Below are 13,130 nucleotides of genomic sequence, written 5' to 3'. Positions count from 1 at the left end.
ACTATAGCAGGGGATTGGTGGGCGGCGTGCCCCTCAGCAGCCCGGCGAGGCGCTCCAGCCCTTCGGCGACGCGGGCGTCGGTGGCGGGCTGGCTCAGGCTGAGGCGTACTCCCTGCGGGGCGGCAAACTGGCCGGCGGCGAAGTGTTCTCCGCTGGCGACCCCCACGTCAAGGGCGTTGGCGGCCTCCGCAAACTCCTGGCTGCGCCAGGGCTCGGGCAGTGGCAGCCAGGCGTGCATGGATCCCGCCTGCCAGCGCGCTCCCGGCAGCAGGTGGCGCAGGAGCTCACCCCGGCGCGCCAGGATTTTTCGCTGGTGTTCGATGAGCGGCATGATCTGGCGCTGGCTCACCAGCTTGCAGGCCAGCTCGATGAGCAGCGGACTCACCATCCAGCTCGACAGCCGCATCGCCTGGGCGAAGCCATTGCGAAGGGCGGGAGGGGACAACACGAAGCCGACCCGCAGGCCGCCGCAGGCGATCTTGGCGAGACTGCCGAGGTAGATGACCCGCTCCGGTGCCAGGTTGACCAGGGGAGGGAGCGCACTTTCGGGCAGCAGGCCGTTGACGTCATCCTCGACGATCAGCAGATCATGGCGACGGGCGATGGCGACGATGGCGTCGCGCCGCGCCAGGCTCATGGTGGCCGTGGTGGGGTTTTGCAGGGTGGGGGTGAGGTAGAGCAGCTTGGCCCGGCGGGTACGGCACGCGGCATCCAGCGCCTCTGGCAGCAGTCCCTCCTCATCCATCGCCAGTCCCACCACCTGATTCTTGAGCTGGCGTGCATTGCCCAGCATGCCGGGGTAGCTCAGTCCCTCGCAAAACAGGGTCTCTCCCACGCAGCCGGTGGCCAGCAGGGCCAGCATGATGCCGTGCTGGGCCCCATGGCTGAACAGCAGGCGATCTTCGCTCGCCGTGATGCCCTGCTCGGCGAGCCAGTCGACGAACAGCTGGCGTTGTGCGGGGCGTCCGGCCTCCTTGTCATAGCCGAGCAGGCCGTTGAGATCCCCCTGCGCCAGCTCGGTGAGCAGGGGCCTGATGATGGCGCCCCTGTCCAGCTGGACCGGGAGGTTCTGCCACAACTCGATGCGCTGGCTGTCTTCATTGCGGATCACCCATTCGTTGGCGGGATCCGCCGCTCCCCTGACCCAGGTGCCGTGCCCGACCCGGGCCGCCAGTAGGCCCCGTCGCTCCGCCTCGGTGTAGGCGCGGGTGACGGTGCCCACGGTGACCCCCAGCTTATCTGCCAGGGCCCTGTGGGTCGGCAGCCGGGTCTCGGGTGAGAGGATGCCGGTGGAGATGGCCTGCTCGATGGCCTTGACCAGTTTGAGGTAGAGGGGCCCCTCGAAAGGGGTGAGGTCGGGCGTCCAGATTGTCATGGTGACAATAAATCCATTGATCCAAGATTGTCCGCAATATAGCGTGATTATCAGTCTTTACACAACCAGCAAGCACACATTGTATCGGTACAATGTGGCGAGAAAGGAGTCTCCCCATGACCATCGAATGGTATGCCACCCTGTTTGGCTTCGCCCTGCTCACCTGCGGCACGCCAGGGCCGAACAACCTGATGTTGACGGCGTCCGGTGCCAACTTCGGCGTGCGTCGCACCCTGCCCCATCTCATCGGGGTGGCGGTGGGCCAGCCTGTGCTGCAACTGGTGCTGGCGCTCGGCTTCTATCCGCTGTTCGAGCGCTGGCCCCTGCTCAAGCTGAGCCTGCAGGTGCTGGGCAGCCTTTACCTGCTGTGGCTGGCGTGGCGCATCGCGGTGGCAGGCGCCCCCGGAGATCCCGCCAGCCGTGCCCGCCCCTTGACCCTGCTTGAAGGGCTGGGCTTCCAGTTCCTCAATCCCAAGGCGTGGATGATGGGGATCTCGGCCATCAGTCTGTTCAGCCTGCCGGGGAGCGACTACTGGCCGAGCATGTGGGGCATCATGAGTGTCTTCCCCATGGCGGGGTTCCCGGTCTGCTTCGCCTGGGTGATGTTTGGCCATCAGCTCAGCCGCTGGATCAACTCGGACAAGGGGTGGCGTCGTCTCAACGGCAGCCTGGGTGCCTTGACCGCCCTGTGCGTGGTGATGCTCTGGTATTAACAGCGTCTTGATTATTCATGCAAAGAAAATGCATTGCTGACCTTGTCGTCAGGGCGTCGGCTCTGCATATTAGGAGGCTTGCCGTATCTGAACGAGGTTGAGATGGATCTGAACTGGTTGCTCCCCCTGGCGGGCTTTGCCCTTATCACCTGTGGCACGCCGGGCCCCAACAACATGCTGCTCACCAGTGCCGGGGCCGCCCAGGGGTTTCGCCGCTCCGTGCCTCTGCTGGTGGGGGTGGTGGGGGGCATCAACCTGATGATCCTGGCCACGGCCCTGGGGCTCGGGGTGGTGTTCGAGCGTCTGCCCCTGCTGCACGACGGCCTCAAGCTGGTGGGGTCGGCCTACCTGCTCTGGCTGGCCTGGAAGGTGGCCAACGCCAGTGGCCCGGCGGAGGGGAACCGGCCGCTCATCCCGGCCCATCAGGGGGCCATGCTACAACTGCTCAATCCCAAAGCCTGGATGATGGCGCTCTCCGCCATCAGCGGCTTCACCCTGGCGGGGGAGGCTTACTGGCCGTCCGCAGGCTGGGTGCTCGGCATTTTCTTCGTGACCGGCCTCTATACCGGTGCCTTCTGGGTGCTGTTCGGTGCCCAGGTGCGCCGCCTCATCCGCACCGCCACCGGCTGGCGTCGTTTCAATCTGGGCATGGGGCTCGCCACGGCGGCCTGCGTGCTGATGATCTGGGTTTAGGCCTCGGCCTGAGCCTTTACCGGCTGTCTTGTTGGCCCTTCGGGGCCTTTTTTATTGCCGGGGCGGTGCGACCAAACGCGCCCCCTGAGGGATTGCAGCATTGGTTTGCACCATCGGGTTACATAAGGAGATCCCATGAAATGTATCGGTCTGCTGGGTGGCATGAGCTGGGAGTCCACCGTCAGCTATTACCAGGCCCTCAACCGGGGCGTGCGTGAGCGGCTCGGCGGCCTGCACTCGGCGCGGGTACTGCTGAGCAGCGTCGACTTCGCCGAGATTGAGCGGCTGCAGCACGCCGGCGACTGGCCCGCCACCGCCCGCCTGCTGGCGGCCGAGGCCAGGGCCGTCCAGGCCGGTGGCGCCGATTTCCTGCTGATCGGCACCAACACCATGCACAAGGTGGCGCCGGAGATCGAGGCCGCCATCGACATTCCCCTGCTCCATATCGCCGATGCCACGGCCCATCGCCTCCAGGCCGACGGGGTGACCCGGGTGGGTTTGCTCGGCACCCGCTTCACCATGGAGCAGGATTTCTACAAGGGGCGGCTCCAGGAGCGCTTCGGGCTGGAGGTGCTGGTGCCTGATGACGCTGCACGGGAGCGGGTGCACCGCATCATCTATGACGAGCTCTGCCTCGGCGACATTCGCGAGTCGTCTCAGGCCGAGTATCTGGCCATCATCGCCGATCTGGCACAGGCCGGTGCCCAGGCGGTGATCCTGGGTTGCACCGAAATCGCCCTGCTGGTGGGGGCGTGCCAGGCCGCCGTGCCTCTCTATGACACCACCGCCATCCACGCCGAAGCAGCGGTCACGCTGGCCCTTGCCTGATGTGGTGCGGGCGGGGTGAGGGGGCGCCCCTCTCGGCGCCCGCCTGTTTTTTCCTCCTTTCATAACTGTGAGTCAGCCTTCATTTCAGCAGGGCTGAAGCCGTTTTTATTGTCAATCGGCTCACATTTCCTCTTTTTGTCTCTTGAGTACTGGGCGTCAGACGCCTAGTTTTCGATCACTGAAACGATTCAGCTTTCACAAAAACAAGAGACACGAGGATAAATCCATGTTGAAGAAACTCTCCATTGCCGTGCTGCTCGCCCTGGGCGCCACCGCGGGTCACGCCGCCGAATTTCTGCTGACCGACTCCCAGCAAGGGCTGGATGTGGGCGACTGGAAGATCACCAGCGAGAAGCTCGGCATCAAGAGCCCGGTTCCCTTCACCATCGAGAAGAAACGCCTGCACGGCGGCCGCCAGGAAGGGGTGGATCTGCTCATCGTCGACAACGGCGTCATGAAGATCACCCTGGTGCCGACCCGCGGCATGGGGATCAAGGAGGTCAAGGCGGCGGATCTGCGCCTCGGCTGGGATTCACCGGTCAAGGAGGTGGTCAATCCCGCCTTCATCGATCTCGAGAGCCGTGGCGGCCTCGGCTGGCTCGACGGCTTCAACGAGATGCTGGTGCGCTGCGGCTACGAATGGACGGGTCATCCCGGAGTGGATGACGACGGCCGCCTCAAGAGCCTGCATGGCCGGGTGCAGAACATTCCCGCCTCCGTGGTCAGTGTGACCGTGGACGAAGAGCCGCCCTATGCCATCCACGTGCTGGGCCGGGTGGACGAGCGCACCTTCAAGATGAGCGAACTGGTCACCTGGACCCAGCTGAGCGTGGTGCCCGGTCAGGCGGAGTTTGCCCTGCAGGACAAGCTGACCAACCACGCGGACTACGAGAACGAGTACCAGATCATCTATCACGGCAACTTCGGGGCCCCCATTCTGGAGGAGGGAGCCAGGGTGAGCACGCCAGTGAAGCAGATCTCCCCGTTCAATGACTACGCCAAGGCCGGACTCAAGGGCTGGCAAACCTATCTGGGGCCCACCAAGGGCTTCGACGAGATGGTGTTCAACCTGGTGCCCTACAGCGACGCCGACGGCAATACCCTGGCAGTGCTGAACAACCGGGCCGGCAACGCCGGAGTGGCGGTAGGCTACAACACCCGACAGCTGCCGGTGCTGACCCTGTGGAAGAACACCGACACCCGGGCCCAGGGCTATGTGACCGGCATCGAACCCGGTACCAGCTATGCCTACAGCACCAAGTACCAGCGCCCGCTCGGGCTGGTCCCCAAGATCCAGCCGGGGGAGACCAAGACCTTCGATCTGACCTATCGCCTGCTGCAAAATGCCGACGAGGTGAAGCAGGCCCTGGCCCAGGTGGAGAAGATCCAGGGCGGTCGGGCCACCGAGCTGCGCGAGCAACCCCTGGTCAAGCTGCCATAAGGGAGAGACGCCCAGCAAAAAGCCGCTCCATGAGCGGCTTTTTCATATCAGGCCCGTCGATCAGACGTGGCTGTACATGGCTTCTATCTCGCGCTGGTACTTGGCCTCGATGATCTTGCGGCGCAGCTTCATGGTGGGGGTGATCTCCCCGAGCTCCATGGAGAAGGCGCTCGGCAGCAGGGTGAACTTCTTCACCTGCTCGAACTTGGCCAGCTCTTTTTGCAGATCGGCGATGCGGGCCTCGAAGAACTCCATCACCCGGGAGTGGCGCAGCAGCTCGGTCTTGCACTGGTACTGCAGGTTGATGGAGCGGGCGTACTCCTCCAGGGACTCGAAGCAGGGCACGATGAGCGCCGACACGAAGTGGCGGGCATCGGCGACGATGGCAATCTGCTCGATGAAGCGATCCTTGCCGAGGGTCCCCTCGACCAGTTGCGGCGCCACGTACTTGCCGTTGGAGGTCTTCATCAGCTCCTTGAGGCGCTCGGTGAAGTAGATGTTGCCCTCGTCATCCAGCTCGCCTGCATCGCCGGTGCGCAGGAAGCCATCCTCGGTCATCACCTCGGCGGTGGCCTCCGGCTTGTTGTAGTAGCCACGCATCACGGTGGGGGCGCGCACCAGCAGTTCATTGTTCTCGCCGAGTGTCACCTCGATGCCGTTTAGCGCCGTGCCGATGGAGCCCAGCCTGAACTGGGTGTCTTCATAGCAGCAGACGGTGGCGGTGGTCTCGGTCATGCCGTAGCCGTACTTGAGGTTGAGCCCCATGGCCTGGAAGAAGAGATTCACCTCGTCCGCAAGACGGGCGCCCGCCACAGGCAGGAAGCGGGTGCGGCCGCCGAAACGGGCGCGCAGCTTGCGAAACACCAGGCGCTCGGCAAGCCAGAGCTGGCCATAGAGCAGGGGAGAGGCAGACTTGCCCGCCTGACGGGTGGCGACCATCTGCTTGCCCACCCGGGTGGCCCAGCCGAACAGGGTGCGGCGCAGGCGCGGCGCCTGGGCGACCTTGGCCTGGATCATGGCGTAGGCCTTCTCGTAGAGGCGAGGCACGGCGCACATCACGGTGGGCTTCACCTCGCCGATGACATCCATCACCTTCTGCGGGTCGCGAATGTAGACGTTCTCGGCGCCGCAATAGAGCACGTAGTAGCTCCAGGCACGCTCGAACACATGGCTCAACGGCAGCATGCAGAGGGAGACATCCTGCTCGCTGAGGTCGAGGCGAGCGTCATGCATCTCGAAGCAGGCGGCCATGTTGGCGAAATCGAGCATGACCCCCTTGGGTTCGCCCGTGGTGCCCGAGGTGTAGATGAGGGTCAGCAGGTCGTCCATGCGGTAGTGGCGCTCGCGCTCGCGCAGCACCTGCTCGCTGGGTTGGTGGTTGCCGGAGACGAGGAAGGCCTGGAAGTGGCTGGCCGAGGCGCAGCCGCGCAGATCGACGGTGCCGTCCAGGGCGACGATGTGGCTTATCTCGCCGCTGTCGATGAGGTGCAGCGCCTGATCGAACTGGGGCTGCTCCCCCACGAACAGCATCCTGATGCCGGCATCCCTGACGATGTAGCGCAGCTGATCGAGGGTGCTGGTGGGGTAGATGGGCACGCTGACGCCACGGGCGGCCAGGATGCCGAGGTCGGCCTGGGTCCACTCGGGCATGTTGCGGGCATAGATGCCGACCATCTCGCCGGACTGGTGGCCCGCCCGGATCAGTCCCTGGGCGCAATAATCCATGGCCTGACCCAGGGTTCGCCAGCCGATGGCGCGCCACTGGCCATCCTGCTGGACGCGCAGGGCGGCCTTGTTGCCAAGGCGGGCAATACGCTCACGCATCACTCTAACCAGATGAAACTGCGACATCTCACGCATCCTCAAGTAACAGTTGTGCGCCCGCAGGGGCACCAAAATCGGGGCTGGAGTTTAAACTCTAACATTACAGCTTACAAGTGTGCGCCATTTGTCCTGGATCACAAAGTCGTCAACCAGATGAGAGTGAGGCATGATAGGGGGCAGGGATCGGATTCATTCAGGGAGTTGCACCATGAATATCGGGATCAAGAGCCTGTTCACCGGCGTGTTGCTGCTGTTGGCGGGGGCAGGCGCCCTCTGGTATCTGCTGGGGGGCGCGGGGGAGCAGGAGAATCCCTGGCTGAGCGGCGCCGAGGGCTATGAGCAGGCGCAGCGGCTGGCGCTGAGGGAAGGATACCCCTTGCTCTACGTGATCGAGCGCGCCAAGTGTCGACGCTGCAAGGCGCTGAATACCAGGCTGTGGCGTGCCCCCGAGATGCAATCCGCCCTGGCGGGGCTGGTGAAGGTGCGACTCAACCCGGATGCGGGGGATGGCAGCGAGCACATTCTGCGCCGCTTCCCCCAGGTTGCGACGGCCCCTGGCATCTATGTCCAGCGACCGGGTGAGCCGCTTCGCCCCATCAAGATCGCGGTGGATATCGAACAGATCTGGATGCCCGGCGTCACCTATGGTCGCGGCTTCTTCATGCCCCTCTCGGGAGCCGCCTTCGAGGCCGTGCTGAGGGTGACCCTGAGCCTGGAAGACCCCTCCATCGACAATGCGCCCCTGCCTTGAGGGGGGAAGCGAAGCGGGGGAGTCAGGGAGGTCAGAGGGGGGCGCCCGCTGACGGCGGTCTGCTGCGGGTTGTCAGCCGAAGTCGAACAGACGGGACATCAGCACGGCATCCTCCCTCTCCTGCCCGGTGCCATAGTAGTCGGCGCGGCGGCAATACTCGGCAAACCCCTCGCTCTCGTAGAGGTTGATGGCGGTGCGGTTGCCAGCCCTGACCTCCAGGAACCAGGCCTCGGCCTTGCCGGCCTTGCTGCGGGCCAGGTACTCCCTGAGCAGCGCTCGCCCCAGCCCCTTGCCCTGAAAGTCGGGGTGTACGCAGATGTTCATCAGGGAGCTGTCTCCCGCCACCAGATCCGAGATGTAGAAACCGGCCGGTCGTCCGTCCACCAGCATCAGGCCGTTGAGATAGCGCGGCCCGAAGCAGGAGAGCAGGTTGGCCTGGCTCCAGGGCTCCTGGTGGGCGGCCTGCTCGATGGGGTAGATGGCTTCGAAGTCCGATTCGAGCAGGGGGCGAAAGTGGGGCAAGAGGTCAGACATGGTCACTCCGGACGGGATTCAGGCTTGCGATGGACACCATGGCCGTGCCATGGTCGTGAGCATCAAGGGGTGTGGCGCTGCCGGCACTGCTGCCAGAGGGCGCGCTTGTGCGCCCCATCGGGCTTGAGCGGGCAGACCAGTGCATCGGGCCAGCGAGGGTCCGGCGCCGTCAGCCAGAGCAGGGGCGAAGTGGCCCCTGCTGGCAGGGAAGGCATCTCGGACAGCAGGGAGACCTCGTCCGTGCCAAGGCCGAGCCAGCGGCAGATGTCCCCGAGCAGGGAGGGCGCGGGCAGCGTCTCTGCCAGCAGCCAGAGCTTGCCGGTCGGCAGAGGGGCGGTCTCCTGCGGGGCCAGCACCTCGTCGGCGGGCGTGTTTGCCGGCTGCGCGGCGCCGTCGGGGCTGGTGCCTCCCGCCAGGAGTCGGCCTCTTTGTTGCCAGAGGGGGATGCCCATGCGGGCCAGGATGCGCTGGCGCAGCGGGTCCAGCAGGGGATCTTGCATGGCGAAGGCTCACTCTTGATCTGCGTTGGGGTAAATAATGATGCGCAGAGTACACTCTCGCGGGATTTGCTGCACCCCGGACGTGCGCTTTTCGCCCTGTGGCGATGGCAAACGAGCGCCTCCCCGGGGGCAGAGATGACAGACAATGAGAGTGGGGCGGGGCCAAAGGCCGGACCCCGTCACCACGGATGACCTATCAGCTTCGGAACTGTGCCTATGCCGCCTTTAGCCCAGAATACTGTTCGTGCCACCCCCATTCATGAGCGCCTGCCACGGCTCCTTTCCGCCCTTGGCGAGGGACTGTATGAGCGCCAGGATGCCCTGCGGCTCGGCCTGCTGGCGGCCCTGAGTGGCGAGAGCGTCTTTCTGCTGGGCCCCCCGGGCATCGCCAAGAGCCTGATCGCGCGGCGCCTCAAGCTGGCGTTTCAGGATGCCCGCCATTTCGAATACCTGATGACCCGTTTCAGTACGCCGGAGGAGGTGTTCGGCCCCCTCTCTATCCAGGCGCTCAAGGAGGATGGCAAGTACCTGCGGTTGACCAGCGGCTACCTGCCGGAGGCCGAGGTGGTCTTCCTCGACGAGATCTGGAAGGCGGGCCCCGCCATCCTCAACACCCTGCTCACCGCCATCAACGAGCGGCAGTTTCGCAACGGCGACAGCCAGCACCCCATTCCCATGCGGCTGCTGGTCACCGCCTCGAACGAGCTGCCTGCCCCGGACAGCGGGCTGGAGGCGCTCTACGACCGCATGCTGGTGCGGGTCTGGATGGACAGGGTGCAGGAGAAATCCAACTTCCAGGCCATGCTGGCGAGCGATGGCCAATCCCATCAGAACCTGACCCCCTCGGTGCAGATTCGTGGGGAGGAGTACGACGCCTGGCAGGATGCCATCGAGCAGGTGCGCCTGCCGGACGCCTGTTTCGAACTCATCTACCAGCTGCGCCAGCAGCTCGACAGCCAGCTCGGGCACGGCTGCTATGTCTCGGATCGGCGCTGGAAGAAGGCGGTGCGGCTCATCAAGGCGAGCGCCTTCTTCAATGGCCGCGACGAGGTGGCGCCCCTGGATCTGCTGCTGTTCAAGGATTGCCTCTGGCACGACGAGGCTTCCCGCACCGCGCTGCTGGAGATGATCGGCGAGTTTTCCCGCCTCTACGGCTACCAGCAACTGGCGCTGACCCGGGAGCTGCTCTCCCTGCGCGAGCAGTTCAAGCAGTTGCAGGGGGCGGTCGCCCTGCGCATCGGCTGCAAGGCGGTCAAGCGCAAGCAGTGGTTCGGCCGCCGCGCCCGCGGCACCGAACTGCCGCTGGCCAACGCCAGGCCGTTCGGCAAGCTGGTGCATTTCCAGCTGCTCACTCCGGCGCCCCTGGATGGCAGCGATCCCGAGCGCCTCACCGGCACCCTCACCTTCGATCGCACCCTGCTCTCTCACTGGCACCCCACCGGGGAGGCGCTGGTGGGCTGGCCTCTCGGCAACCCCAAGGAGGGGCACTACGAGCTGGTGCTGGACGAGCAGTTGCGGCTGCACGTGCTGGATATCCAGCGCCAGCCCGTGCCCCTGATGCTGGTGGAGCGCACCCCCATCCCCGAGGTGGTGATGGCCCCCTGGCTGTCGGCCCTGGACGACCTGACGGGCCAGGTGAACCGGGTGCTGCAAAACCTCAAGGGCCAGCGCAACCTGTTCGACCGTCACCAGCCCCATCTGTTCGTGGGGGACCACTGGCTGCGTCAGGTGGAGGACAGCTTCTTCGTGCTGAACCGGGACCTGGAGCGGCTGGGGGCCGAGCTGCAGCAGTGGCGGGATCGTCTGCCTCTTCTCGATGCACAGGGGTGACGTCGCGCCTGACGTGGGATTGGTGAAATAAACAGGATGAAAAACATGTTTAGTCAGCATGATATTCCATCACATCTCAACATCCGGGGTGGTCCATGCTAGAGATCGGCATGATGGACCTGGGGCTGCTCATGGGGGAGGGGGAACTGGCGGGGGAGATGGCGCTGCTGCTTGCCTCCACCCCCAAGATCTCCGAGTTCCTCAAGCGCTCGCCCCTGCAGGGGAAGCTGCTCAGAAAGCGAATCCAGACCTGGAGCGAACAGCTTGGGGAGGAGATGCGCCACAAGCCGGTGCCGGTGGCCCTCGAGCGGGAATACCTGCTCTATCAGGCCCACCGGCAACTGCCTCTGCCGGAGCTGGTGGGGCGACTGCCCGCCCTGCTGGAAGCCCTTGAGCAGCACAGCCCTTTTGCGGGGGATGCCCGCAGCCTGGTGCGCCAGATAGTGGCCCAGCCCACCGAGGGGCTGCGCCAGCTCTTCATCGAGAAGTGGCGCGCCAGCCTGGTGGGCAGCCTGTTGCAGTTGCAGCAGCAGATAGCGGAGGCGGAGCGGGAGAAGCAGCGCCAGGAGATAGAGGATCAACTGCTGGCCAACCGGACCCTGGCCGATGCCCTGGATCCGCACCAGATCTCCGCCGGGGGGCTCTGGGATCTGGCCCAGGGGAGCTGGCACAAGCGCAGCCTGGCGCTGGTGAAGCAGTACGCCCGCATGTTGCAGCAGGAGCCTCTGCTCGCGGAGATCGCCGCCCTGCTTGGGCGCAGCGAGCGGGAGCGTCGCAGCGAGGACAGGACGCTGCCGCCGGTACCTGTGCACGAGCTGGAAGAGGTGCAAAGTGACGATGTGCCCGACGATCTGGTGGGGGTGCACCCGGCCAGCGATCTGATGCGCCTCCTGCCGAGCGAGGCGGTGATGCTGGCGCTGCCGGAGCTGGAGCTGGAGTTCTATCGCCGTTATCTGGAGCGGCGCCTGCTGAGCTATCAGTCACGGGGCACCCTGCCGCGCCAGCGTCTGATGCTGCGCTCCCCCGAGCAGGGAGGGCAGGAGGTGCAGCCGCGGGGCCCCTTCATCGTCTGCGTCGATACGTCAGGTTCCATGGGGGGCTATCCGGAGGAGTGTGCCAAGGCGCTTTTTCTCGCCCTGCTCAAAGGGGCGATGGAGGAGAAGCGGGGCTGCTATCTGATGCTCTTCTCCACCGAGGTGGCGACCCTGGAGATCACCGCCGACACCGGGCTTGAGAAGGCGGAGCGCTTTCTCTCCATGAGTTTTCACGGGGGGACCGATCTGGTGCCCTGCCTGGAGCAGGCCCTGACCCAGCTCGAACAACCCGCCTTTGCCAAGGCCGACGTGCTGGTGATCTCCGATTTCATCGCCCAGAACCTGCCCCACCCCCTGCTCGAGCGGATGAACCGGCGACGGGCGCAGCAGACACGCTTCCATGCAGTCGCCATGTCCCGCCACGCCAAGGCGGCCATTTTGCGGGTGTTCGACAACAGCTGGCTGCTCGATTGCGGCCTGCGTGGACGCCTGCTGCGGCGCTGGCAGCGCCATTGAGGGTGCTCAGGCTCAGAGAGTGGGCCTGTGGTATAGGCCCCGTTCGTTGACCTGCTCCTGATCCAGCAGCGGCTGACCGCTTGGCTGGGCAATATAAAAACCCCGCTTGCCGCTGCGCTTGACCCTGTACATGGCCTGATCCGCCCGGGCCAGCGCCGCGCCGAAATCGTCCTGGGGCCGGATGGCCGCAATCCCCATGCTCAGCCCCACCGAGGCGTCCCCGTTGGGCAGCTCGAAGGGGGTGGCGATGGCATCGATGCACTGGCGGGCGAGGTGGCTGGTGCGGGGATCGTCGCACGCCCAAGGCAGCAGCAGCACGAACTCGTCCCCGCCGATGCGCCCCAGCCGTACCTCCTCGCCGCAGCAGTGGCGAAGGCGCTGGGCGAGGGAGACCAGCAGCTCGTCACCTGCCCGGTGGCCCAGGTTGTCGTTCACCAGCTTGAAGTCATCGAGATCGATGAAACAGATGGCCTGGTACTCCCCGGGAAAGTGGCGGTGCAGCGCGGTGCGGTTGAACAGGCCGGTGAGGGGATCCCGGTGGGCAAGCTGGGCGAGCTGCTGCTCGTACTCCTTCTCGTGGGTGATGTCGATGTGGGTGCCCATCACCCGGACGGGGTTGCCCTGATCATCCCGCTCCACCACCCGGCCCCGGTCCAGCACCCAGGTGGTCTTGCCATCCTTGCCGATCATCCGGTGCATCGCCTGATAAAACGGGCTCTTGCCCTCCAGATGGTCGAAGAAGGCCTGCAGCACCTGCTCCCTGTCCTCCGGGTGCAGGTGGGCGCGCCAGACGTCGAAGTGGGCCGACAGCTCCTTGGGCTGGTAACCGAGCATGGAGCCCCAGCGCCGGTTGAAGATGATGAGTTTGCCGGTGGGCACATGGTTCTGCCAGATGCACAGGCCGGTGCCGTCCATGGCGGCGTCCAGCTTCTCCCGCGCGTCATCCGCGATGCGTTTGAGACGCTCGTTCTCCAGCAACAACCTGTCGTAAGCCTCCCTCAGCTCCTCGTAGGTCATTCCTCATCCCTTCCCCTGTTCGAAAGCATATATAGTCGATGCACTCTCTCCTTCTGTAAAGAAGGGGATAGGGG

At 65.0% G+C, this 13,130-nt stretch carries 12 protein-coding genes; 7 read left to right on the top strand and 5 right to left on the bottom strand.

The genetic code is table 11. The features are described 5' to 3' along the window. Position 1: 1 nt before the first annotated feature. Positions 2-1,375, bottom strand: a complete 1,374-nt coding sequence (locus OKC41_RS14815) for a PLP-dependent aminotransferase family protein (RefSeq protein WP_109112596.1) — start codon at positions 1,373-1,375, stop codon at positions 2-4. A gap of 116 nt (positions 1,376-1,491) precedes the next feature. On the opposite strand from OKC41_RS14815, the gene OKC41_RS14810 reads away from it, so the two are divergent. The 4 genes from OKC41_RS14810 (at position 1,492) to OKC41_RS14795 (ending at position 5,050) form a co-directional block, all read left to right on the top strand. After that, positions 1,492-2,088, top strand: a complete 597-nt coding sequence (locus OKC41_RS14810; protein WP_039039402.1) for a LysE family translocator — start codon at positions 1,492-1,494, stop codon at positions 2,086-2,088. A gap of 102 nt (positions 2,089-2,190) precedes the next feature. Next, entirely contained in the window at positions 2,191-2,781 is a 591-nt protein-coding gene (locus OKC41_RS14805; protein ID WP_010672906.1) for a LysE family translocator, read from the top strand. A gap of 135 nt (positions 2,782-2,916) precedes the next feature. Further along, the gene (locus tag OKC41_RS14800; protein ID WP_270672123.1) at positions 2,917-3,609 is read left to right on the top strand and encodes an aspartate/glutamate racemase family protein; all 693 of its coding nucleotides are present in this window, start codon (positions 2,917-2,919) and stop codon (positions 3,607-3,609) included. 226 nt (positions 3,610-3,835) lie between these two features. Then, positions 3,836-5,050 (top strand): aldose 1-epimerase family protein, encoded by a 1,215-nt coding sequence (locus OKC41_RS14795; RefSeq protein WP_039039404.1) that lies wholly within the window; start codon positions 3,836-3,838, stop codon positions 5,048-5,050. A gap of 60 nt (positions 5,051-5,110) precedes the next feature. On the opposite strand, the gene OKC41_RS14790 is transcribed toward OKC41_RS14795, so the two are convergent. Beyond that, complete coding sequence (locus OKC41_RS14790) at positions 5,111-6,901, bottom strand: long-chain fatty acid--CoA ligase (protein WP_201895114.1); 1,791 nt, start codon at positions 6,899-6,901, stop codon at positions 5,111-5,113. Positions 6,902-7,082: 181 nt separating this feature from the next. On the opposite strand from OKC41_RS14790, the gene OKC41_RS14785 reads away from it, so the two are divergent. Then, positions 7,083-7,625 (top strand): hypothetical protein, encoded by a 543-nt coding sequence (locus OKC41_RS14785; RefSeq protein ID WP_010672910.1) that lies wholly within the window; start codon positions 7,083-7,085, stop codon positions 7,623-7,625. A gap of 72 nt (positions 7,626-7,697) precedes the next feature. On the opposite strand, the gene rimI is transcribed toward OKC41_RS14785, so the two are convergent. Together rimI and OKC41_RS14775 are read right to left on the bottom strand one after the other, a co-directional pair. Further along, positions 7,698-8,147, bottom strand: coding sequence for a ribosomal protein S18-alanine N-acetyltransferase (gene rimI, locus OKC41_RS14780; RefSeq protein WP_029313700.1), 450 nt, complete (start codon positions 8,145-8,147; stop codon positions 7,698-7,700). 74 nt (positions 8,148-8,221) lie between these two features. Further along, complete coding sequence (locus tag OKC41_RS14775; RefSeq protein WP_049635924.1) at positions 8,222-8,659, bottom strand: DNA polymerase III subunit psi; 438 nt, start codon at positions 8,657-8,659, stop codon at positions 8,222-8,224. A 216-nt stretch (positions 8,660-8,875) separates the two neighbouring features. On the opposite strand from OKC41_RS14775, the gene OKC41_RS14770 reads away from it, so the two are divergent. Then, positions 8,876-10,489, top strand: a complete 1,614-nt coding sequence (locus OKC41_RS14770) for an ATPase RavA domain-containing protein (RefSeq protein ID WP_201895115.1) — start codon at positions 8,876-8,878, stop codon at positions 10,487-10,489. A gap of 95 nt (positions 10,490-10,584) precedes the next feature. Then, complete coding sequence (gene viaA, locus OKC41_RS14765) at positions 10,585-12,039, top strand: ATPase RavA stimulator ViaA (RefSeq protein ID WP_029313704.1); 1,455 nt, start codon at positions 10,585-10,587, stop codon at positions 12,037-12,039. 12 nt (positions 12,040-12,051) lie between these two features. Here the strand turns inward: viaA and OKC41_RS14760 are convergent, their stop codons facing one another. Beyond that, the gene (locus OKC41_RS14760) at positions 12,052-13,056 is read right to left on the bottom strand and encodes a sensor domain-containing diguanylate cyclase (RefSeq protein WP_010672915.1); all 1,005 of its coding nucleotides are present in this window, start codon (positions 13,054-13,056) and stop codon (positions 12,052-12,054) included. Positions 13,057-13,130 lie beyond the last annotated feature (74 nt).

This window comes from Aeromonas sp. QDB17, from assembly GCF_027705305.1.
Taxonomy (GTDB): domain Bacteria; phylum Pseudomonadota; class Gammaproteobacteria; order Enterobacterales; family Aeromonadaceae; genus Aeromonas; species Aeromonas caviae.
The sequence above is the reverse complement of the archived record's forward strand: the minus strand, read 5'-3'. Positions and strand labels throughout refer to the sequence as shown.